The organism is Pseudomonas sp. NC02 (genome assembly GCF_002874965.1).
Classification (GTDB): domain Bacteria; phylum Pseudomonadota; class Gammaproteobacteria; order Pseudomonadales; family Pseudomonadaceae; genus Aquipseudomonas.
Map to the genome: position 1 here is coordinate 2,818,386 of NZ_CP025624.1, position 21,407 is coordinate 2,839,792.

Consider the following 21,407-nt stretch of genomic DNA (forward strand, 5'->3'; position numbering starts at 1 on the left):
TGAGCCCCTTTATTGTTGTAAGCCCATTATGGGTTGACGAAATGCCGGGCGGCACCCTGCGGATTGTTGGGATTTGCGGTTTTCATTGGCGTATGAGGGGATGGGAGCCGTACATATGCCGGGCGGAGTCATCAAGCTTTCGCCAGCAATCATTTCGCGCAAGACTCATGGGCATTCATCGCCCCAAGGTAGCCGCCATGATTTCCCATGTGTTTTTAGGTACAGGTGATTTTGATCGGGCTTTTGCTTTCTATTCGAAGGTGATGGCTGAGTTGGGCCTCAGGTTGAAATTTTGCGATGCGGATAAACCGTGGGCCGGTTGGGTGGCTGAAACCGAACCTCGCCCGATCTTCGTCATTGGGGCGCCATTTGATGGCAAACCGAGTGCACCTGGGAATGGGCAGATGGTGGGGCTACTTGCACCCAGTCGGGAAGCGGTTAGAAGAAGTTATACAGCGGCGTTGGCGCTCGGCGGGATATGTGAAGGAGAGCCTGGATTAAGGCCTCACTACCACCCCGATTATTACGGCGCGTATTTTCGAGATACTGATGGCAACAAGCTGTGCGTGTGCTGCCATGATCCACAAGCAAATTACCCTCGGTGAGGGTGAGTTGAACGAGCAAAAGCTGAGGCTGGGATTTCGCATAGGCCAGGACGCTACGCAGCAGTTTGTTTCCGATGCCTTTCTGGAACGTACATTCCGAAGAGCGTCGACCCGAAGCACCCTCTCAACACGTTTTGTGAGGACCCGTCGCCAACGTCTGCCATGTGAGTCCGAGCTGCATCAATTTCCCCACAGCAAAAGATTCACCAGGTTCGGCAAACCCAGAAAGTAAATCCCGCTCTCCGCCGAAATTCCGGGCGCGCCGTCCATTGGCACTCCTGATTCAGCAAGCACTCACCCCGTGGCGAGGGAGCAAGCTCCCTCGCCACAGGTTGTCGGCTGCCCTCACGCTTGCGGTATTGGTCAGACGGTTACCGTTCTGCCACCTGCGCTGAGTGCTTTCGCCCCATTTTCGCGCACGGTACAGCGTGTTTTGCACGACGTCCCGCCTATCCAGCGGGCCCGACAACAGCGGTCCGTTTCTTGCTAGAGCCAGCTTAATCAATGACATGGCATTTTGCCGTCAATCATTTCAAAGCTTGATTCGCTGTTGAGGCGAGTGGTTCTAGGAGTAGTCGGACATGCAAAGTGTGTTGTCGCCAGGTATCCGCCTGCTCGGACGTTTTGGATTCGCGCGCAAGTTCCAGATCCTGTTTTTCCTGTTCATGCTGCCCCTGGCAGGCAGCCTGTGGATGATCGCGCAGGAGTACCGCACCAAGCTGACGGTGATTTCCAATGAGCAATCCGGGGTGCGCGAACTGTTGGCGCTGGATGCCCTGGACGCCCAACTGACCGCCCAGCGCAACCTGGCGGCGCGCTGGAAAGCCGCCGACATCCTCCACGACCAGACACCCGCGGCCAAGGCGGCCATGACTGCGGTCGATACCAATTTCCCGATGATCCTGCAAAGCGTGCAGGCCCTGGGCGAGGCCCTCAAAGCCCAGAACGCCCGCCCGGATACCCTTGCACGTTTTGAGGCATTGCAAGCCTCGGTCACGGGCATGGATTCCCAATCCCTGCGCACCGTGGGCTGGTGGCCGGATGGTTATGACCGCTTCACGTCTGCGCTGAGCGCGATGCAAACCCTGCGCGAACAGATCACCATGGACACCGGGTTGATCCTCGATCCGTGGCTTGAAACCTATTTGCTGATGCAGATTTCCACCCAGCAAACCCCCGACCTGATCGAGCGTATCGGGCGTATGGCGAGCGTCGGGCAGTCATCCATCGCATCGGGGCAGTTCACCCTGCAAAGCCGTTTGCAGATGCGTGATTTGCGCGGTCGCATCGGCGATGCAAGGGACCAGTTGGTCAAGGCCGCCGCATCCCTCAAGGCCAAGCAATACCCGGGGCTGCAAACCTGGATCGCGCAATACGACGACAGCTTGCAACTGCTGGACAACGAACTGAAGACCCTGGACGAAGGCGTGTTCGGCGGCACCATCAAGCTCGATACCACCGGCTTCGAACGCAGTGTGGATGGCATGCTTGGTACCCTCGGCGCGTTGCGTAAACAGTCGCTGACCTCGCTGGACGCGCGCTTGGGTTACTACCGCGACAGCTCGCTCAAGCAATTCATTCCGGTGGCGGTGACGTTCAGCGTGCTGGCGCTGGCAGCCCTGTACCTGTTCGTGTGCTTGCAGGCATCGATTCGCCGCAGTGCCAGCGGCATCACCACCCTGGCCGAATCCCTGCGTGACGGTAATCTGTGCGTTGAAGTGGCGGTGGAAGGGCGCGATGAACTGGCGGCCATCAGCACGGCGCTCAACGTGGCGGTGGTGCAGTTGCGCACCAGCCTGCTGGGGGTCAATCACGAGACGCAGCAGTTGGGCTCTGCGGTGCTGACACTCAATTCGCAATCGGGCAGCACGCTGACCGAAGTGGAAGACCAGCAACAGCAGATCAGCCAGATTGCAGCGGCCGCCACACAGTTGGCCGCGACCTCCATGGGCGTCGCCAAGAGCTGCGAGCAGGCCTCCGGCAGCGCGCAGAAAACCCGGCAGATTGCCGAAGACAGCAGCCGCGACAGCCAGCGCACCACCGCGAGTATCCAGCAACTCAACCAGCGCTTGACCGACACCTCCGATGCATTGGAGCGCGTCAGCCAGCAGGGCCAGCAGATCCAGTCGGTGGTTGACACCATTCGGGGTATCGCCGAGCAGACCAACCTGCTGGCGCTGAACGCTGCCATCGAGGCTGCGCGGGCTGGTGAACAGGGGCGGGGATTTGCGGTGGTAGCCGATGAGGTGCGCAGCCTGTCGCAACGGACCCAGGCCTCCACGGCGCAGATCGCCGGCACGGTCGACAGTTTGCGCGCGACGGTGAGCCAGGCGGTCACCCTGATGGGCGTGGCCTGTGAGCAGGCGGTGACCGATGCCGAGTCCGTCACGGGCCTGGGCCATCGCCTGGGGGAGATCGCCAGCGCGGTGCAGAGCGTCACTGACACCCTGGCGCAGATCGCCACGGCGGTTGAGGAACAGGCAGCGACGGCGGATGAAGTGAGCGGCAATATCCAGCAGGTTGACCAGGCCGCCGGGCGCTTGCTCGACGGCGCGCGGGCGGTGAACCAGGCGGCGGATAGGTTGAGCAAGGGCAGCCGGGCGTTGAGCGACAACACGGCGCGGTTCCAGCTGGGTTGAGGGGCGGCCTACAGCGCAATGGATAGATGTTCTATCATGAGCATCTATTCATAAACGGTGAAGCAATGCCATGAGAGACCTGCCACCCACCTCGACATTGCGCGCCTTTGAGGTTGCCACACGCCACGCAACCTTCACTTCGGCTTCAGAAGAGTTGCATGTCACCCAGAGTGCCGTCAGCCATCAGCTCAAGCACCTTGAAGAACTCTGGGGGTTGCAGTTGTTCCAGCGGGGCAAGTCACTCAGCCTGACGCCTGCCGGAGCAGCCCTTGCGCCGATCGTGCGCGAGTTTTTCATGAACCTTGAGGCGACACTCGCGGACCTGCGCGAGCAAAAGGGCAGGGTCCGGCTCAAGGTCAGTACCACCTATTCCTTCGCGCTGAAATGGCTGCTGCCCCGATTGCCGAGCCTGGCCCAACGGCACCCTGAAATATTGGTCACCCTGGACTCCAGCGACAAGATCATCAACTTCTCCAGTGCGGAGGCTGATGTTGCAATCCGCCTGGGCAACGGGAATTACCCGGCGCTGTATTCGGAGTTCCTGTTCCGCGAGCAGATTTTTCCGGTGGCCAGTCCCGATCTGTTGAAACGCTTTGGCCGGCCACACACACCCGCCGAATTGCTGCGCTATCCCTTGCTGATGCGCGACGGCGCCGACCTGGTGCCGAAGTGGGAAGTCTGGTTCCAGCACGTCGGGCTCGCGATTGCGCCGCTCAAGGAAAGTGTCAGGTTTGCGGATACCAACATGACGATAGAGGCGGCCTTGCTCGGCCAGGGCATTGCATTGGCGCGCAGTGGGCATGTGGAGTCAGAGCTGAGCGATGGCAGCCTGGTGAGGCTGTTCGATGTGCCGTTCCCGTCACCGGTCGCTTATTACTTTGTCTGCCCCAAGGGCATCGAGTCCCAGCCGCATATCGTCAGTTTTCGTGATTGGCTGATGCAGGAAGCCGTAAACGCCGGGCTGGCTTACGAATAAAGCATGAGGATTTGCTCATTCTTCAATGAGCAGACTTCGCTTCAGTTAAGGCGCCGGTTTGCTTAGGATGGGCGCATGCCTTATCCCATTATTCTCCTGGTCCTCTTCGCTGCCTTACTGCACGCCAGTTGGAATGCGCTGCTGCGTGGCGGCGCCGACCGGCTCTGGTCGATGACGGTCATGTGCCTGGCGGTCGCTATCGCCAGTGGCGGCGTTGTGGTGTTCCTGGACCCTCCGGCGCCAGCCAGCTGGTTTTATGTGGTGCTGTCAGCGGTGCTGCACGTGGGCTACAACCTGTTCCTGGTGCGCAGCTACAAAGTCGGAGACCTGGGGCAGACCTATCCGATTTCACGGGGCTCCTCGCCGGTGCTGATCACCCTGGGTGCCGCCGTGTTTGCCGGGGAGAGTGTCTCGGCCAGCTCGCTTCTGGGCATTGCCCTGGTGTCGGGCGGCATCATTTCCCTGGCGTTCAGGGGGCGCCGGCTCGCCGTTCCCAGCCTGCCATACGCCCTGGGCACCGGCTGTTTCATTGCCGCCTACAGCGTGACAGACGGCATCGGCGCGCGCCTGTCGGGTGCGCCGATGGCCTATACGGTGTGGATGTGCGCCTTGTGGGGCGTGTTGATGCCGGCGGTGTATATCGGCCTGCGGGGCCCGAAAAGTCTGTTCAGCCTGCGGCCCGGGTTTTTCACGGCCTTCGCCGGTGGGCTGGTGTCGCTCCTGGCCTACGGAATCATTATCTATGCCATGGCCGGTGCGCCCATGGGCGCGGTCTCGGCCTTGCGCGAGACCAGCGTGCTGTTTGCGGCACTGATCGGCTATTTCTTCCTGGGCGAGACACTGACGGTCCGCAAGGTGCTGGCGTGCGTGGTGATTGCCACGGGCACCATCCTGATCGGCTGACAGCAGGCAAAGCATTTTCCACCACCACATGAAGGTTCGCGCAATGGATACCGTCCCGCAGGCACCGCTGATTCTGATAACAGGTGGAAGTCGTGGCGTTGGCGCCGCCACCGCGCGGCTGGCCGCCGCACAAGGTTATGACGTGGCGATCAGCTTCGTTTCCGATGAGTCTGCCGCCCTCGCGGTGGTGGCGGATGTAGAAGCGGCAGGGCGCCGGGCGTTGGCTGTACGCGCGGACAGCGCAGACCCGGAGCAGGTCGTCCAGTTATTTGCGGCGATAGATCGGGCGTTCGGGCGCATCGATGTGCTGGTTAACAACGCCGGGATCAACGCATTGCAGTCCCGGGTCGAAGACTTGCCGTTCGAGCGGATGCAGCGGATTTTCGCGGTCAACGCGATCGGGCCGATGCTGTGTGCCCAGCAAGCGGTGAAGCGCATGTCGTTTCGTCACCAGGGGCGGGGTGGTGCCGTGATCAATATCTCGTCGGCATCCGCCCGGCTGGGCAGCCCCAACGAATATGTCGACTACGCCGCATCAAAGGGGGCTCTCGAGACCTTCACCATCGGGTTTGCCAAGGAAGTGGCCAGGGAGGGAATACGCGTCAACTGCATCCGCCCCGGGCATATCTACACCGACATTCACGCCAGTGGCGGGGAGCCAGGGCGGGTTGATCGCGTGAAGGATTCGATCCCCATGGGCCGCGGCGGCCAGCCTGAAGAAGTGGCTCGGGCGATCCTGTGGCTGGCAGGCGCCGAGGCGTCCTTCATCACCGGTACGTTCCTGGACGTCACCGGCGGGAAATGAGCAGCAGGGCGTGGCACCGAGGTTTCCCTCGGTAGGCCACGCCCGGCATGCATGCACTGGCTCAGCTGTTGAGCCTGACTTGCTCCTTCGCCAGCTTCACCACATTGTCCAGGGTAAAGCCGAACTTGGCCTGCAACTTGGACAGCGGTGCCGAGGCGCCAAAGCTGTTCATCACCACCTTGGCCCCGGTTTGCCCCACGTAGCGGTCCCAACCCAACGGGCCGGCCTGTTCCACCACCAGTCGTGCCTTCACTGCGGGTGGCAGCACGCTGTCGCGGTAGGCCTGGTCCTGTTCTTCGAACAGTTCCCAGCTCGGCATCGACACCACTTGCGCCGCCACGCCTTCAGTCTTCAGTTGCTCATAGGCTTCCACCGCCAGGCTGACTTCACTGCCGGTGGCCATCAGGATCACCTGGGGCTTATCGGCGCCGGCCAGCACATACGCGCCACGGGAAGTGCCCGACGCCGCGGCGTATTTCGTGCGGTCCAGGGTCGGCAGGTTCTGCCGCGACAGCACCACGCAGGTCGGCCGATGGGTCTGGGCCAGGGCGATCTTCCAGGCTTCCAGGGTTTCATTCGCGTCGCCCGGGCGCAGGGTCAGCAAACCCGGGGTGGCCCGCAGTTGGGTCAGGTGTTCGATGGGCTGGTGAGTGGGGCCGTCTTCGCCGACACCAATCGAGTCATGGGTAAACACGAACACCACCGGCAGCTCCATGATTGCCGCGAGGCGAATCGGCGGCTTCATGTAATCGCTGAACACCAGGAAGGTCGAGGTGTAGGGCCGCAGGTACGACAGCGCCATGCCGTTGGCAATCGCGCCCATGGCATGTTCACGAATACCGAAGTGCAGGTTGCGCCCGCCGTAGTTCTCGGCGCTGAAGCGCCCGGCGTCGTCGAACGTCAGGTTGGTCTTGGTGGACGGCGACAAGTCGGCCGAGCCCCCCAGCAGCCACGGGATCTGCTTGGCAAACGCATTCAACACCTCGCCCCCGGCGGCACGGCTGGCGACGCCTTTGGCATCAGTGGCAAAGCTCGGCAGTTGCTCCTGCCAATGCTCGGGCATCTCGCCGGCACGCATGCGGCGCAGTTCATCGGCCAGTTCCGGTTCGTACTGTTCGAGGTGGGACAGGGTCTCAGTCCATTGCTCATACAGCGGCTTGCTGCGCTTGAGCAGTGCATCCCGCAGGACCGTGCGTGCTTCATCCGGCACCAGGAAGCTTGAGTCTTCGGGCCAGCCGTACGCGGCTTTGGTCAGGCGGATTTCTTCTTCGCCCAAAGGCTCGCCATGGGCCGACGCGGTGTTGTGCTTGTGGGGCGAGCCATAGCCGATCACGCTGTCGACCACGATCAGCGTCGGTGCCCCAGTGTTTTTCTGGAACGTGCTCAGCGCGTCGCTCAGGGCCAGCAGGTTGTTCGCATCGGTGACGTGCAAGGTGTGCCAGCCATAAGCCTGGAAACGCTTGATCACGTCTTCGCTGAAGGCCAGTTCAGTGTGGCCTTCGATGCTGATGGTGTTGTTGTCGTAGATCCAGCACAGGTTCTCCAGCTTCAAGTGCCCGGCGATGGACGCGGCTTCGCTGCTGATGCCTTCCATCATGTCGCCGTCGCCGCACAGGGTGTAGACGTTGTAGTCGAACAGCACCTGGTCGTCACGGTTGAAACGCTTGGCCAGCCAACGCTCGGCCATGGCCATGCCGACGCTGTTGGCGCACCCCTGGCCGAGGGGGCCGGTGGTGGTTTCTACGCCGGTGGTCATGCGGTATTCGGGGTGGCCGGGAGTTTTGGAGCTCATCTGCCGGAACTGCTTGATGTCGTCCAGGCTGATGGCCGGCTGGCCGGAGCGCTTGCCGTGGGCGTCAATCTCCACCACGCCCGCCAGGTGCAGCAGCGAATACAACAGCATCGAGGCATGGCCCACCGACAACACGAAACGGTCACGGTTGGGCCAGTCGGGGTGCTCGGGGTGATAGCGCAGGAAGCGGCTCCACAAGGTGTAACCGACGGGCGCCAGGCCCATGGGAGTGCCGGGGTGGCCGGAGTTGGCCTTTTGCACAGCGTCCATGGCGAGGGTACGAATGGTGTTGATGCACTGGGTGTCGACAGCGTTGGCAGCGTGATTCATGGAACCTGTTCTCCATCGGGTGACGATCTACAGTGGAGGGCAGCGTGCGCCAAAGGTTTTATGAAATCGTCTGCCCCGCGACGAACGGGGACGCAAACGCGACAGGTTGATCTCAAACATGACAAGAGCCCGCCGGATGGGCTAGCTTCAAGGGGCATTCAGTCAATGATCAACTTGCGGAGGTACTCCATGCCAGTGAAACACGACCTGTATCAGGACCTGGGTTTGAGCAAGGAAGCTATTCATGAACGCAGGGCGAGCGATAACCGATTGGATTCGCTGCTCCACCAATACGACAGCGCCGACAAGGAGGTGCTGGAGCTTGAGTCCTCAAGCGGCGGTGACGAGGAGCTGGAGAAGCTGAAGAAGAAACGCCTGTTGATCAAAGACAAGATCGTCGAGCAACTGGAGAAAGCGACGGCCAAGTAGAAGATTTGTTCAGAATTGCCCGAAAGACAGCAGCACCGCCGCTGCCTATCATGCCAACCGTTCGCCCGGCACTGGGGCTCTTAGACGGCGCATGGAATGCGCTGTGGCCGGGCGAACTCTCTCTTTCAAGCCAGCAGCGCGCGCTTGCATTCGTCAATCGAGCGCTGCTGGGTTTCACCGTACAACTTCAACTCGTCGATAGTCTGGCGACCCAGGGCCTTTTCAAACTCGGCCTGGTTGGAGTTGGCCGCGTAGTGACTCTGCGCCGCATCCCCCAGGTTCGACTGGAAAATCCCCGCCGCACTCACCGGCAGAAAATCTTCGTACACCAACGGCTCCACGTCCACGTGGCCGGCGGCGATCAGTTCGTCCAGGGTTTTAAACTTGTCCTGGGCGGCCAAGCCTTTCTCGGTTACGAAGTAGCGGAAGTACGCCAGCTCCTGCTCACGCATCTGCTGGTAATTATCGGGAAACGCCTGGAAGTGCTGCTCCATCAATTCGGTGTAGCGCCCGGCATTGGCCTCATTCGGAAACGCGCCCAATTCATCCCGTGCAGCATTCAGCAGTTGGTCGTACAGCGCGCGGCCCTTGGGGGTCAGCGCCACGCCGCGTTGTTCGATTTCGCCGAAGCGCGCGCTGTGGCTGCCTTTGGCATCGGTAAAGGCGATTGCCTCGTCGAGGGCCTTGAAGCTGGTCTGGCGCAGCAGTATCGGGCACTGGCGGCGGGGCGGGCCTTCGATCACCGCCTTGGGGGTGATGCCTTTGCCGGGCATTGCGGCCTGCACCTGGTCAATGTCCAGGGTGCGCGGTGTCAGGTGGTTGATGTGCGGGCCCTTGAAGGCGACCACGTCGGCGATCAGCCGGTGCTGGTCGCTCAGTTGCTGGTATTGCGCGGCCGTGACGGTGGCGGTGTGGTGCCAGCGGAAGGTTTCCAGGGCTTGCTGGATAAACTCTTCGGCATGGGCGGCATCGAGGCCGCCGTCGGCTTCGGCTTGTTGGATCAGCTCAAGGGCGCGTGGGGTGAAGATCGAACGCTTGGCCAGGGCTGACTGGGCGAAGGCCCGCAGTTCCGGGTTTTCGATCAGCTCCAGGCGCAGCAGCGAAGTGAACACCCGGAAGGGGCTGGTTTGCAGGGCGCTTTCATGCACGGCGCGAAAGGCGGTGGAGTGCACCGGTACCCCGGCCGGCGTGAGGTCGTAATAGCCCACCGGCTGCATGCCCATCACCGCAAACAGGCGGCTGATGGTGGCCAGTTCTTCAGCGGTGCCCAGGCGGATGGCGCCGTGGCGCTCCCTGTCCAGGCGCTGGATTTCCCCGGTGCGCTTCAGTTGTTGCGCCAGCGCGGTGTCGGTTTCCAGCACCCGGGCATTGGTCTCGGCCACCAGTTCCATCAGTGCGCCATACAGCGGCACTTCATCGCGGTACATGTCGGACATGGCTTTGGAGAAGCCTTTGCGAATCTCGTCAGGGCTGACGGTGGACATAGAAAAATTCCTGGCGGCTATAGAGAGGAAAGGCACGGTTGCCTGATTTTGTTGGGCCTGCCGACGCCTTGCAAACGAAGATTCCTCTGGACTTCATTCTGCAAATGAATGAGCTGGATGACGTCAGCTTCACGTGCATCTCACCGTCGAAGGGCTCTACACTGGCCGTCACCTCTGAACGCGACGGAAGACTCGATGACGGCACAGCCTGCGACGAACATTCTGGAAACGATTGAAGGCCAGCGCCTGGCCAAGCCTGACGGCGAGCGCTGGCGTGACTGGGGCCCCTACCTGAGCGAGCGGCAATGGGGAACGGTGCGCGAAGACTACAGCGCCGACGGCGATGCCTGGCGCTACTTCCCCCACGAACATGCCCGCAGCCGCGCCTACCGCTGGGGCGAGGATGGCCTGGCGGGCTTCAGCGACAAGGCCCAGCGCTGGTGCCTGGGCCTGGCGCTGTGGAACGAGCGCGACGCGATCATCAAGGAGCGCCTGTTTGGCCTGAACAACGCCGAGGGCAACCACGGCGAAGACGTCAAGGAACTGTACTTTTTCGTCGATGGCGTGCCGAGCCATGCCTACATGCGCATGCTCTACAAATACCCTCACGCGGCCTTTCCCTACGATGACCTGATCACCGAGAACGCCCGCCGTGGCCTTGGAGATGCCGAATACGAGATCCTCGATACCGGGGTTTTCGAAGACAACCGCTATTGCGATGTCACCGTCGAATACGCCAAGCACCAGCCCGATGATGTGTTCATGCGCATTACCGTGCACAACCGTTCGGACCAACCCACACGCCTGCAGGTGTTGCCGCACCTGTGGGCGCGCAACGACTGGAGTTGGACCCACGATGCCCCCAAGCCTGAATTGCGCCTGGAGGGCGAACAGGTGGTGGCGCGGCACCATGAATTGTTTGATCGCCACCTGAGTGCCTGGGGCCAGGACGGTGTGGAATGGTTGTTCTGCGAGAACGAAACCAACTTCCCCAAGCTGGACGGGCAACCTGGGCCGGGGCCGTTCAAGGACGGGATCAACGACTATGTGACCACTGGTTCGGAAGCAGCGATTCGCCGGGACTCGGGGACCAAGGTGGCCGCGCGTTTCATCCTCGAACTGGCGGGCCAGGAAAGCAAAACCCTGTACCTGCGCTTCGCCCCGGTGGAGGCGCCGTGGATCAATGCGCGCAAGCTATTCGAAGAGCGCCGCCAGGAGACCGATGACTTTTACGCGGCGCTGCAACAGGGCATCGCCGATGAAGACGCACGCAACGTGCAGCGCCAGGCCCTGGCCGGGTTGCTGTGGTCCAAGCAGCTGTACTACTTCGACGTGAATCAATGGCTCGACGGCGACCCGGCCCAGCCCGCGCCGCCGCCCGAGCGTTTGCATATCCGCAATACCCATTGGCGGCACTTGTCGAATTTCGACATTCTCTCGATGCCCGACACTTGGGAATATCCGTGGTATGCCTCCTGGGACCAGGGGTTCCAGGCGGTGGCCGTTGCCCTGATCGACCCCGGTTATGCCAAGCAGCAACTGTTGCTGTTGGTGAAAGACCGCTTCATGCACCCCAACGGTCAGTTGCCGGCCTACGAGTGGCGTTTCGACGACGCCAACCCGCCGGTGCATGCCTGGGCCAGTTGGCGGGTGTATCAGCAGGACAAGGCGCTGAATGGCGTGGGCGACATGGATTTCCTCGAGCGGATCTTCCACAAGCTGCTGCTGAATTTTTCCTGGTGGGTCAACCGCAAGGACGCCGAGGGCCGCAACCTGTTCCAGGGTGGGTTTCTCGGGCTGGACAACATTGCGCTGTTTGATCGCTCGGCTGATTTGCCGCCGGGTTATCAGCTGGATCAAGCCGATGGCACGGCGTGGGTGGCGGCGTATGCGCTGGACCTGATGCGCATCGGCCTGGAGCTGGCCAAGCGTAACGTGGTGTATGTGGATATTGCGGTGAAATTCTTCGAGCACTTCCTGTACATCGCCGGGGCGATCAACCGCGTCGACAATGGCGCCGAAGGCTTGTGGGATGAGCAGGACCAGTTTTTCTATGACGTGCTGCATCGGCCTGGCGGTGAAAGCGAACCGGTGCGCCTGCGCTCCATCGTCGGCCTGATGCCGCTGTTTGCGGTGCTGGTGCTGGAGCAGCGCGAGCACGAAGGGCTGGAGGGGTTGCGCGAGCGATTGCTGGGTTTTATGAAACACCGGCCGGACCTGGCCAAGCTGGTGTCGCGCTGGAACGAGCCGGGACAGGGTAATCGCCTGCTGCTGGCGCTGTTGCGGGGTGAGCGGACCAAGGATTTGCTGCGGCGGATGCTGGATGAGTCGGAGTTTCTCTCCACCTTTGGGGTGCGGTCGCTGTCGAAAGCGTTCGCCGAGGAACCGCTGGCGCTGAAGATGAATGGCAATACCCTGTGTGCCCGCTATGAACCGGCGGAGTCGGATTCGCGGCTGTACGGCGGTAACTCCAACTGGCGCGGGCCGTTGTGGATGCCGGTCAACTACATGTTGATCGAGTCGCTGCGGGAGTTTCATCGGTACTACGCGGATAATTTCTCGGTGGAGTATCCGGCGGGGAGTGGGTATCTGGCGTCGCTGGAGGAGGTTGCCGATGGGCTCAGTCAGAGGTTGACGCGATTGTTTCTGAGGGATGAGAACGGTTCGAGGCCGTCGATGGTCGGGTATGCGCAGTTGGAGGCGGATCCGGCCAGTCGCGATCTGGTGTTGTTTCATGAGTACTTTCATGGCGAGACGGGGCGGGGGTTGGGGGCTTCGCATCAGACGGGGTGGAGTGCGTTGGTGGCGCTGTTGTTGCAGCCAAAAACCTGAAAACAGCACAATCAAAATGTGGGAGCGGGCTTGCTCGCGAAAGCGGTGGGTCAGCCAACAAATCCTGCGCTGATACACCGCTTTCGCGAGCAAGCCCGCTCCCACACGGGTCTTGCCAGGGTTGCCCTGATCAGGCCGGGAACAGCTCGCTCAATTTCATGGCCAGCATCATGTCGCCTTCAGTGCGCAGTTTGCCGCCCATGAATGCCTGCATGCCGTCGGTTTCGCCGCTGACGATGCCTTTCATGGTGTCGCCGTCCATCACCAGGGTGACTTGGGCGTCCGGGTTTTCACCTTCCAGCAGTTCGCAGGTGTTGTTTTTCACGACCAGCGAGAAGTTCTGGGTGTCGTCGATACGGAAACCGAACACCAGGTCCAGGCCGTCGGCAGCGGCTGGGTTGAATTTGGCTTTCATTGCTTCTACGGCTTTAGCTACGTCAGTCATGGTTTCGATCCTTTTATGGTGAGTCCAGTGACCTTGGGGTCACGGTTGGCCGCAATTCATCGGAAAGTGATGAGCTGCGGCGCCTTCAACAGTTGCAAGTGGGTATGGCTGTTGAAGGAAGCCAGTGCCACCTCGCGACCACGGAATTTCAGCTGGTTGAGCGAGGTGTTAACAATTTGCCAGTTCAGTTCAAAGGCCTGTGCAGCAGGCATTCGGGTAATCAGGTGGAGCAGGGCCGTGATGGTGCCGCCGGAGGTGAACACGGCGATCTTGTCACGGTTGTCGGCGGCTTCGAGGAGGCGTTGCAGGCCACCCTGGACACGTTCGACAAATCCCAGCCAGCTTTCCAGGCCCGGCGGGTCGTAGGTGCCGGCCAGCCAGCGTTCGATGATCAGGGAAAAGATGCGCTGGAATTCGCCACGGTTTTGCGCGGCGTTGCGCAGGATATGCAGGGCTTCGGGTTCGCTGTGCAGCAGGTCCGGGAGCAGGGCGCGGATGATCGCCTCGGCGTCGAACTCGTTGAACGCGCTGTCGATTTCCAGCGTGGGTACCGGCAGGCCGAGGGCGCTGTATTGTTCGAAGGCGGCGGTAGCAGTGTGCTGCTGGCGGCGCAGGTCGCCCGACACGCAGCGGTCGAAGCTCAGGCCCAGTTCCGCCAGGTGGCGGCCCAGCACTTGCGCCTGTTGCACACCGATGGGCGACAGCACGTCGTAGTCGTCTGCACCGAAGGAGGCCTGGCCATGTCGAATCAGGTAGATGCTGCCCACGTCCGTTTTCCCGGTACGTTGAAAGTCTGGCGAGGTTATGAGGATGCCGGGAAGCTGTCAATGAAAAAACATACGCTTGTTTTAAAAGGTCGTTAGAGGCCCGCTGCTGGCGGTTTGATCACTGGCCCCATGGCGGTGGCGTCGGTATGCTTGGGCAATCCGCGCCTGGCGCACTGCACTTGTAAGGAGTCACATGGATTTTCTGGCCGAGTACGCTACTTTCCTGGCTAAAACCGTCACCCTGGTCGTCGCCATCCTGGTGGTGCTGATCAGTTTCGCCGCACTGCGCAGCAAAGGCCGCCGCAAAGCTGCCGGCCAGTTGCAGGTCAGCAAGCTCAATGACTTCTACAAGGGTTTGCGTGAGCGCCTGGAGCAGACCCTGCTCGACAAGGACCAGCTCAAGGCCCTGCGCAAGTCTGAAGGCAAGGCCGAAAAGAAGAAGGGCAAGAAGAAGCCAGAAGCCAAGCCACGGGTGTTCGTGCTGGATTTCGACGGCGACATCAAGGCCTCGGCCACTGAAAGCCTGCGCCATGAAATCACGGCACTGCTGAGCCTGGCCACACCCAAGGACGAAGTGGTGCTGCGCCTTGAAAGCGGCGGCGGCATGGTTCATAGCTACGGCCTGGCGTCGTCGCAACTGGCGCGTATCCGCGAGGCGGGCGTGCCGTTGACCGTGTGCATCGACAAGGTCGCGGCCAGCGGCGGCTACATGATGGCGTGCATCGGCGAGAAGATCATCAGCGCACCGTTTGCCATCCTTGGCTCGATTGGCGTGGTGGCGCAGTTGCCCAACGTCAACCGCCTGCTGAAGAAGCACGACATCGACTTCGAAGTGCTGACCGCCGGTGAATACAAACGCACCCTGACCGTGTTTGGCGAAAACACCGAGAAGGGCCGCGAGAAGTTCCAGGAAGACCTGGACATCACCCATCAACTGTTCAAGAACTTCGTGTCGCGCTACCGCCCGCAGCTGGCGATTGATGACGTGGCCACCGGCGAAGTCTGGCTGGGTGTCGCGGCGCTGGACAAGCAACTGGTGGACCAACTGCAAACCAGCGACGAATACCTGGCGACCAAGGCCAAGACCGCCGAGGTGTTCCACCTGCACTATGCCGAGCGTAAAAGCCTGCAGGAGCGGGTGGGCCTGGCGGCCAGCGGTTCGGTCGACCGGGTGCTGCTGACTTGGTGGAGTCGCCTGACCCAGCAGCGTTTCTGGTAACCATTCACTGACTGTCGAAGATCAAAATGTGGGGGCGGCGGTGCGACGATTCGACTTGCTCGCTCCCACATTGGGTCGTGGTGGTCGCATTATCGAGTCAGTAAAGAGGCCTGCGGCACCGCCGGTATGGGATGCCGCATCAACGAGCCCACCACCAGCGCCCCCAGCAAACCCAACAACCCCGCCACCCACAGCACCACGCTGAACCCGCCGACGAACGCCTGCCGCGCCAGTGGCTGCACCATCCCTCGTGCCGTTTCAGGCAGCAACGCCATGGCCGCGGGCATATCGCCAGCCACTACCCGTGAAGCAATCCCTGCCGCCTGTTCCTGCCACTGGGAGCCGATGCTCGTGTGCAGCAACTGTTCGCTATGGCTGCTCAACAACGCCCCATACACCCCGATCGCCAACATGATCGCGCTGAAGCGCATGGTGGTGCTCATGCCCGACGCCATCCCCGCGCGGTCCCGTGGCACGCAAGCCATGATGTTTTTCTGCGTATCGCCATTGAGCAATCCCGCGCCGGCCCCCGTGACGGCAATCGCCAGGGCGAACGGCAGATAGCCGCCGATATTGACCGCCCAGGCACTCAGCAGGTTGCCGCACCCCACCAACGCCAGCCCCGTCGCCATCATCGTTGCCGGGGCAAAACGGCTAGCCAGTCGGGCGCCTATCCGCGGACAAATCAACATGGTCAAGGCAAACGGCAACATGCCCAGCCCGGAGGCAATCGCGGAGAAGCCCAGGCCGTTTTGCAGGTAGAACGGCAGCAGCGTCATCATCACCTGGGCACAGCCGGCGTAGGCGAACATCCCCAGCAGTGCGCCGATAAAGCGCGGGTGCCTGAACAGTTGCAGGTCGACCATGGGCCGCTGTTGCAGGCGTTCGGCGAGTACAAAAACACCCAGCAACGCAGCGCCTCCCAGCAGCCGCGCGTAAGTCAGCGGGTTGTCCCAGCCGATACGGTTGGCTTCGATCAAGCCCCAGATCAGGCACAGCAGGCTGGCACTGAAACTCAGGCTGCCCCAAGGGTCGAGCCTTGCAGCCTGGGCATCGCGGGATTCCGGAATCGCGCGCAGCACCAGTCCCATCAGCACCAGGCCGACCGGCAAATTCAGATAGAAAATCCAGCGCCAGCCCAGGTACTGGGTAATCAACCCGCCGAGGGTCGGTGCGGCGGTCATCGCCACGCCCATGCACGCGCCCCAGAAGGCCCAGGCCTTGGCGCGCTCCACTTCGTCATGGAAGGTATGGCCGATGGAGGCCAGGGCGGAGGTCAGCAGCAGCGCTGCGCCGACACCTTTGACGGCGCGAGCGATATCCAGGAACAACGCATTCGGCGCCGCACCGCAGCCGAGGGAGGCGAGGATGAAAATACCCAGGCCCCAGACCAGGGTCTTCTTGCGGCCAAAGCGGTCGGCAATGCTTCCGGCCGGCAATAACAGGGCGGCGAAGGCCAGCATATAAGCGCTGACCACCCATTCGATATCGGCAAAATTCGCCCCCAGGTCCCGGGCGATGCTCGGCAGGGTCACGGCGACGATGTTGGTGTCGAGCACGATCAGCGAACAGACCCCGGAGGCGGTCAGCAATGTCAGGCGCGGGCTGACCTTGCTCATGGCTGCACCGAAGCCACCGCCGCGAGGGCGATCTCGTCATCGTGGGCCGGAGTATCTGCGCTGATGCCGATGGCGCCCACTACCTGGCCTTCAAGGATGATTGGCTGGGCGCCCTTCATCATCAACAGGCCGGCGGTGATGGCTGCCGGGCGGCCATTGTTGATAGCGTTTTCCAGGTCCCCGGACGGCCGCTTGAAGAGCGCGGAAGTGCGCGCCTTGCCTTGGGCCAACTCGATACCGGCCACCACGGGAGCGCGATCCATGCGCAGCGTCAGGATCGGCCAGCCACCGTCATCGACGATGGCCACGGCGCAGGGCCAGCCCTTGTCGGCGGCGACCTTGCGCGCGTGTGCGGCGATCTGCTGGGCCGTTGCCAGGCTCAGGATTGCCTTGTGGGCAATGCTTGCGGGGGCTTCTGCGGCCAGCGCTGCGGGCACGGTGCAAAGACCGACAAGCACCAGGACCAATGATTTGACGAACATGGGAAAGCCTCTCTACTGTGAACGTACCGCGAGCTTATCCCCGGCAGGTGGCGCCCTTGTTAGGCGCCATACAGAACTTCATTACCTTTGAGCTAATCCTGTGATGGAAATACGTCATTTCCGCTACTTCCTGGCGGTTGCCCGGCAACGCAATTTCACCCGTGCTGCCGAACAGCTGGGTATCGCGCCGCCGACCCTGAGCCGGCAGATCCAGGACATGGAAACCACCCTCGGTACGCGCTTGTTTATCCGCCGCCAGCGCGAGGTCAGCCTGACCGAGGCGGGCGCGGCCTTGCTGATCGAGGCAGAGGCCACCGTGCGCCAGTTCGAGTTTGCCCAACGCAATGCCCAGCGCGCCGGGCGTGGCGAGATCGGTCATATCGAGCTGGGTTATGTGGCGTCGGCGGTGTATTCGGGGTTGTTGCAGCGCCAGGTGCAGTCGTTCTGCGCGGACTGCCCGGACGTGAGCCTCAGCGTGCGTGAGAGCCCCATGGCGGCGTTGCCGGGGCTGGTGGCGGAGGGGCGTTTCGATATTGGCTACATTCGTTCGCCGATGACCTTGCCTGACGGAGTCGACGGGGTGCGGTTGAACAGTGAGGGGTTTGTGCTGGCGTTGCCCCAGGATTCGTGGCTGCTGGGGTTGAAGGCAATCAGTTGCGAGCACCTGCAGAACGAGACCTTCATCTTGCCCGAGCAGATCAGTGGCACGCTGCACGTGGCAGCGCAGGGTGGTTACGCGCCGCGCCTGGGGCCACAGCCGGGTGGGTTGGTGGCGGTGATTGCGTTGGTGTCACTGGGGCAGGGCGTAGCGGTAGTGCCGGAGTCGGTGGTGGGGCATGTGAGCTTGCCGAATGTCGTGTACCGCAGCATCGAAGGCAGCGAGGCGTCGTCCTGGTTGTCGCTGATTTACCGGCGCTTTGAAAAGGCGCCGGCGGTGGCGCGGTATATAGAGCAGGTGAAGCAGGTAGCCAGGTTGAAGGTTTGATCGCGGCGGGTTAGGTGCTTCACGGGTTAAGTGTGTTGCTGCCTTCGCGAGCAAGCCCGCTCCCACCTTCGACGGCATTCCAAAGATGGAATTCGGTCGAAGGTGGGAGCGGGCTTGCTCGCGAAGGGGTCATTTCAAGCACTACACCAACCGCGGTTGAACCGAATCCGCCAATCGCGTCAGTATCAAGCAGCACGATACCGCCCCGGCATCCAGCACGCCCAACGAGCGCTCGCCCAGGCGGCTGGCACGCCCAATCTTCGCCACCAGATCCCTGGTGGAATCCCGCCCCCGCGAAGCAGCACTTTTCATCGCCTCCAGCGCATCGCTGAATGACGCTCCTGACCCATGGGCCTGTTCAAACGCCTCCACCGCCGGAATCAAGGTGTCCATCAAACACTTGTCACCCACGCCGGCTTCGGTGATGTCCTGCAACGAGGTCAACCCGCCCCGCAGCAAATGGGCAAAGGTCGCCGCGTCAATCTGTTCGCTGCCGCGCACCTCATCCGCCATGCCGATAAACAGGCTGCCATACAACGGCCCCATGGAACCGCCGATGCCTTCCATCAGGCTCAGTGTCAACTCATCCAGGGCTTCGGCCAGGGTCAGCTGGCGGCCTTCAATGGTGCGCCCGCAATGGGCAAACCCCTTGGCCATGTTGATGCCGTGGTCGCCATCGCCAATGGCGCCGTCGACTTCGCTCAGGTATTCGCGGTTGGCAACGATCACGCTGACCAGGTCGGCGACGATGGCGCTGCCGTCGTGGGTGGAGAAATGCTGGCTCATGGTTTAGTCCGCCTGGGTCATGCCGATGGAACGGCAGGGTTGGTCGATCAGGGATTTCAGCTCGGCGTCCAGGCCCAGCAAGGTCAGGGTCACGCCCATCATTTCCAGGGAGGTGAAGTAGTTGCCCACGTAGCAGCGGTGAATCTTCAAGCCCCTGGCTTGCAGCTGACGTTCAACCTCGGCGTAGAAAATGTAAAGTTCCATCACCGGCGTCGCACCCAGGCCCGAGACCAGCACCACCACGCTGTCGTCCTGGCTGAAGTCGCGGTCGGCGAGGATCGGTGCGAGCATGCGGGCCGCCATGGCCTCGGCGGATTCGATCGGGATGACTTCAATGCCAGGCTCGCCGTGATGGCCGATGCCCAATTCCATCTGCCCGTCGGGAATCTGGAAGTTCGGCTTGCCCACCGCTGCGATGGTGCAGGGCGTGAGCCCGATGCCGATGGAGCGGCAGTTGTCGACTGCCTTCTGGGCAACACGAATCACCCCGTCCAGGTCGTAATGCTGGGCCGCGGCTGCACCGCCGACCTTCCACATGAAGATCTCGCCTGCCACGCCGCGACGCTTGGCGATGTCGGCCTTGGGCGCCGAGGCCACGTCGTCGTTGGCGACCACGGTGCGGATGCGCATGTCCTTGCTGGCGGCCATCTTCATCGCCAGCTTCACGTTCATGTTGTCGCCGGCATAGTTGCCGTACAGGCACGCCACGCCGGCGCCGTGGTCGGCGGCACGGAAGGCGTCGAAGAAGCTTTTGGCGGTGGGCGAGGAGAAGATTTCGCCGACGGCCACGGCGTCCACCAGGCCCGGGCCGACATAGCCAAGGAACGCCGGTTCATGGCCGGAGCCGCCGCCGGTCACGATGCCCACGCGGCCCTGTGGTGACGGCTTGGCCTTGCCGATCACCCGGGGATTGGTTTCGTATTGGCGCAGCTCGGGGTGCGCGACCAGAATACCCCGCAGCATGTCCTCCACCACCTGGTCCGGATCGTTTATCACTCGATTCATAACGCGGTTTCCTGTGTTCTTGTTCTTGGTGTGGGAGCCGGGGGCTTTTGTGGGAGCTGGCTTGCCTGCGATTGCATCGGCTCGGTGTCACAGATAGACCGAGGCGTCTGCATCGCAGGCAAGCCAGCTCCCACAAAAAGCCTAAGCCCGGCGCCCGCAGGGTTTTGTGTTATTGGGCCAATCAGGGTTCCAGGACGACTTTAAGCGACTTGTCCCCGCGCTCCATCACCGCAAACGCTTCCTTGAAGTCCGCCAGGGCAAACTTGTGGGTCACCACGTCGCGCATGTCGATCTTGCGGTTGCCGATAAAGTCGATGGCGCGCGGGTACATGTAGGGGCCGAGGTGCGAGCCCAGCACGTCCAGTTCCTTGCGGTCACCGATGATTGACCAGTCCACCGTGGCCTCGTCGTTGAACACGCTGAATTCCACGAAGCGCCCCAGCTTGCGCAACATCGCCAAGCCCTGGTTCACCGCCTTGTGGTGCCCGGTGGCTTCGATGTAAATGTCGCAACCGTAGCCGTCGGTGATCTCGCGAATCTTCGCCATCACGTCGACTTCGGCCGGGTTCCACACTTCATCCGCACCCATGCGCAGGGCGAGGGCAGCGCGTTCGGGTTTCATGTCGAGCACGATGAGTTTTTTCGGGTTGCGCATGCGCACCGCACCGATGATCCCCAGGCCCAGGGTGCCGGCGCCGGCCACCACCACGATGTCGTCGAAATCCACATTCGCCCGTTCCGCCGCGTGCAGCGAACAGGCCAGGGGTTCGATCAGGATGGCTTCGTCCGGGGCAATCGAGTCCGGTACTTTGTGGATGATGCCTTCCTTGGTGAAGATCATGTACTGGGCCATGGCGCCCTGGACGTTGTTCTGGAAGCCGTACAAGTCGTGTTTCTGGCACATCCAGTACTGGCCGTGGTTGCAGAAGCGGCAGCCCCAGCACGGCACGATCTGTTCGGAAATCACCCGGTCGCCGACCTTCACCCCGCGCTTTTCCGCGCCGGGGCCGAGGGCGACCACGCGGCAGACAAACTCGTGGCCGGGAATCATCGGCGGCTTCACGTAGCGCGGCTGCTCGGCGTCGCCCCAGAACGAGGGCGCGCCGCGGTAGGTCTTGATGTCGCCCATGCAGATGCCGCACAGCTCGACCTTGGTGAGGATCTCGTCGGGGCCGGGCGTCGGTACATCGACGGTCTCCAGGCGATAGTCTTCGGGGCCGTGACAGACCACGGCCTGCATGGTTTTCGGAATGACGGGGGACAGTTGTTCGGCAGTGCGTTCGGTAACGGTAGACATGACGATA

At 61.9% G+C, this 21,407-nt stretch carries 18 protein-coding genes; 9 read left to right on the forward strand and 9 right to left on the reverse strand.

Translation table 11 applies throughout. The features are described from left to right. Window positions 1–197 precede the first annotated feature (197 nt). From C0058_RS13320 to C0058_RS13345, 5 genes are all read left to right on the forward strand, one after another. Window positions 198–605: a VOC family protein gene (locus tag C0058_RS13320; RefSeq protein WP_102368782.1), complete on the forward strand. Its 408-nt coding sequence runs from the start codon at window positions 198–200 to the stop codon at window positions 603–605. A gap of 581 nt (window positions 606–1,186) precedes the next feature. Then, complete coding sequence (locus C0058_RS13330; RefSeq protein WP_102368783.1) at window positions 1,187–3,244, forward strand: methyl-accepting chemotaxis protein; 2,058 nt, start codon at window positions 1,187–1,189, stop codon at window positions 3,242–3,244. 70 nt (window positions 3,245–3,314) lie between these two features. Beyond that, entirely contained in the window at window positions 3,315–4,220 is a 906-nt protein-coding gene (gcvA, locus tag C0058_RS13335) for a transcriptional regulator GcvA (protein WP_087693730.1), read from the forward strand. A 75-nt stretch (window positions 4,221–4,295) separates the two neighbouring features. Beyond that, complete coding sequence (locus tag C0058_RS13340) at window positions 4,296–5,123, forward strand: DMT family transporter (RefSeq protein WP_102368784.1); 828 nt, start codon at window positions 4,296–4,298, stop codon at window positions 5,121–5,123. 43 nt (window positions 5,124–5,166) lie between these two features. Further along, a complete protein-coding gene (locus C0058_RS13345; RefSeq protein ID WP_102368785.1) occupies window positions 5,167–5,928 on the forward strand; it encodes an SDR family oxidoreductase in 762 nt (253 codons plus the stop codon). 61 nt (window positions 5,929–5,989) lie between these two features. Here the strand turns inward: C0058_RS13345 and tkt are convergent, their stop codons facing one another. Then, window positions 5,990–8,050, reverse strand: coding sequence for a transketolase (gene tkt, locus C0058_RS13350; protein ID WP_102368786.1), 2,061 nt, complete (start codon window positions 8,048–8,050; stop codon window positions 5,990–5,992). Window positions 8,051–8,239: 189 nt separating this feature from the next. On the opposite strand from tkt, the gene C0058_RS13355 reads away from it, so the two are divergent. Then, window positions 8,240–8,479, forward strand: a complete 240-nt coding sequence (locus tag C0058_RS13355) for a DUF465 domain-containing protein (RefSeq protein ID WP_003215657.1) — start codon at window positions 8,240–8,242, stop codon at window positions 8,477–8,479. 125 nt (window positions 8,480–8,604) lie between these two features. Here C0058_RS13355 and C0058_RS13360 read toward each other — a convergent pair whose 3' ends face one another. Next, window positions 8,605–9,963, reverse strand: coding sequence for a VOC family protein (locus tag C0058_RS13360; RefSeq protein ID WP_102368787.1), 1,359 nt, complete (start codon window positions 9,961–9,963; stop codon window positions 8,605–8,607). A gap of 195 nt (window positions 9,964–10,158) precedes the next feature. Between C0058_RS13360 and C0058_RS13365 the strand changes: the two genes are divergently transcribed. Continuing rightward, window positions 10,159–12,795: a glucosidase gene (locus C0058_RS13365; protein ID WP_102368788.1), complete on the forward strand. Its 2,637-nt coding sequence runs from the start codon at window positions 10,159–10,161 to the stop codon at window positions 12,793–12,795. Between the two features lie 130 nt (window positions 12,796–12,925). Here the strand turns inward: C0058_RS13365 and C0058_RS13370 are convergent, their stop codons facing one another. Next, on the reverse strand, window positions 12,926–13,240 hold the full coding sequence (locus tag C0058_RS13370; protein ID WP_087694874.1) for an SCP2 sterol-binding domain-containing protein: 315 nt from the start codon (window positions 13,238–13,240) through the stop codon (window positions 12,926–12,928). Window positions 13,241–13,296: 56 nt separating this feature from the next. Continuing rightward, complete coding sequence (locus C0058_RS13375) at window positions 13,297–14,007, reverse strand: histidine phosphatase family protein (RefSeq protein WP_102368789.1); 711 nt, start codon at window positions 14,005–14,007, stop codon at window positions 13,297–13,299. A 193-nt stretch (window positions 14,008–14,200) separates the two neighbouring features. Between C0058_RS13375 and sohB the strand changes: the two genes are divergently transcribed. Further along, window positions 14,201–15,226: a protease SohB gene (sohB, locus tag C0058_RS13380; protein WP_008434663.1), complete on the forward strand. Its 1,026-nt coding sequence runs from the start codon at window positions 14,201–14,203 to the stop codon at window positions 15,224–15,226. Window positions 15,227–15,315: 89 nt separating this feature from the next. On the opposite strand, the gene C0058_RS13385 is transcribed toward sohB, so the two are convergent. Then, entirely contained in the window at window positions 15,316–16,845 is a 1,530-nt protein-coding gene (locus tag C0058_RS13385) for an MFS transporter (RefSeq protein WP_102368790.1), read from the reverse strand. Continuing rightward, on the reverse strand, window positions 16,842–17,327 hold the full coding sequence (locus C0058_RS13390) for a heme-binding protein (RefSeq protein WP_102368791.1): 486 nt from the start codon (window positions 17,325–17,327) through the stop codon (window positions 16,842–16,844). Before C0058_RS13390 ends, C0058_RS13385 begins: the two co-directional genes overlap by 4 nt. A 103-nt stretch (window positions 17,328–17,430) precedes the next feature. Here C0058_RS13390 and C0058_RS13395 point away from each other — a divergent pair, with 103 nt between their 5' ends. Beyond that, window positions 17,431–18,312, forward strand: a complete 882-nt coding sequence (locus C0058_RS13395; protein ID WP_102368792.1) for a LysR family transcriptional regulator — start codon at window positions 17,431–17,433, stop codon at window positions 18,310–18,312. A gap of 141 nt (window positions 18,313–18,453) precedes the next feature. Here C0058_RS13395 and dhaL read toward each other — a convergent pair whose 3' ends face one another. The 3 genes from dhaL to C0058_RS13410 form a co-directional block, all read right to left on the reverse strand. Then, on the reverse strand, window positions 18,454–19,098 hold the full coding sequence (dhaL, locus tag C0058_RS13400) for a dihydroxyacetone kinase subunit DhaL (RefSeq protein ID WP_003215682.1): 645 nt from the start codon (window positions 19,096–19,098) through the stop codon (window positions 18,454–18,456). Between the two features lie 3 nt (window positions 19,099–19,101). Then, window positions 19,102–20,103 carry a dihydroxyacetone kinase subunit DhaK gene (locus C0058_RS13405; protein WP_003215684.1) on the reverse strand — a complete coding sequence of 334 codons (1,002 nt, stop codon included), beginning with the start codon at window positions 20,101–20,103 and terminating at the stop codon, window positions 19,102–19,104. A gap of 181 nt (window positions 20,104–20,284) precedes the next feature. Further along, window positions 20,285–21,400, reverse strand: coding sequence for an erythritol/L-threitol dehydrogenase (locus C0058_RS13410; RefSeq protein ID WP_008434653.1), 1,116 nt, complete (start codon window positions 21,398–21,400; stop codon window positions 20,285–20,287). Window positions 21,401–21,407 lie beyond the last annotated feature (7 nt).

Excerpts from the sequence above, each read along its gene's own strand:
- C0058_RS13320 (WP_102368782.1), top strand. The coding sequence starts at position 198 with ATGATTTCCCATGTGTTTTTAGGTACAGGTGATTTTGATCGGGCTTTT.
- dhaL (WP_003215682.1), bottom strand. The coding sequence starts at position 19,098 with ATGAGCCAGCATTTCTCCACCCACGACGGCAGCGCCATCGTCGCCGAC.
- C0058_RS13330 (WP_102368783.1), top strand. The coding sequence starts at position 1,187 with ATGCAAAGTGTGTTGTCGCCAGGTATCCGCCTGCTCGGACGTTTTGGA.
- C0058_RS13345 (WP_102368785.1), top strand. The coding sequence starts at position 5,167 with ATGGATACCGTCCCGCAGGCACCGCTGATTCTGATAACAGGTGGAAGT.
- gcvA (WP_087693730.1), top strand. The coding sequence starts at position 3,315 with ATGAGAGACCTGCCACCCACCTCGACATTGCGCGCCTTTGAGGTTGCC.
- C0058_RS13385 (WP_102368790.1), bottom strand. The coding sequence starts at position 16,845 with ATGAGCAAGGTCAGCCCGCGCCTGACATTGCTGACCGCCTCCGGGGTC.
- sohB (WP_008434663.1), top strand. The coding sequence starts at position 14,201 with ATGGATTTTCTGGCCGAGTACGCTACTTTCCTGGCTAAAACCGTCACC.
- C0058_RS13355 (WP_003215657.1), top strand. The coding sequence starts at position 8,240 with ATGCCAGTGAAACACGACCTGTATCAGGACCTGGGTTTGAGCAAGGAA.
- C0058_RS13395 (WP_102368792.1), top strand. The coding sequence starts at position 17,431 with ATGGAAATACGTCATTTCCGCTACTTCCTGGCGGTTGCCCGGCAACGC.
- C0058_RS13370 (WP_087694874.1), bottom strand. The coding sequence starts at position 13,240 with ATGACTGACGTAGCTAAAGCCGTAGAAGCAATGAAAGCCAAATTCAAC.
- tkt (WP_102368786.1), bottom strand. The coding sequence starts at position 8,050 with ATGAATCACGCTGCCAACGCTGTCGACACCCAGTGCATCAACACCATT.
- C0058_RS13360 (WP_102368787.1), bottom strand. The coding sequence starts at position 9,963 with ATGTCCACCGTCAGCCCTGACGAGATTCGCAAAGGCTTCTCCAAAGCC.
- C0058_RS13365 (WP_102368788.1), top strand. The coding sequence starts at position 10,159 with ATGACGGCACAGCCTGCGACGAACATTCTGGAAACGATTGAAGGCCAG.
- C0058_RS13410 (WP_008434653.1), bottom strand. The coding sequence starts at position 21,400 with ATGTCTACCGTTACCGAACGCACTGCCGAACAACTGTCCCCCGTCATT.
- C0058_RS13390 (WP_102368791.1), bottom strand. The coding sequence starts at position 17,327 with ATGTTCGTCAAATCATTGGTCCTGGTGCTTGTCGGTCTTTGCACCGTG.
- C0058_RS13405 (WP_003215684.1), bottom strand. The coding sequence starts at position 20,103 with ATGAATCGAGTGATAAACGATCCGGACCAGGTGGTGGAGGACATGCTG.
- C0058_RS13340 (WP_102368784.1), top strand. The coding sequence starts at position 4,296 with ATGCCTTATCCCATTATTCTCCTGGTCCTCTTCGCTGCCTTACTGCAC.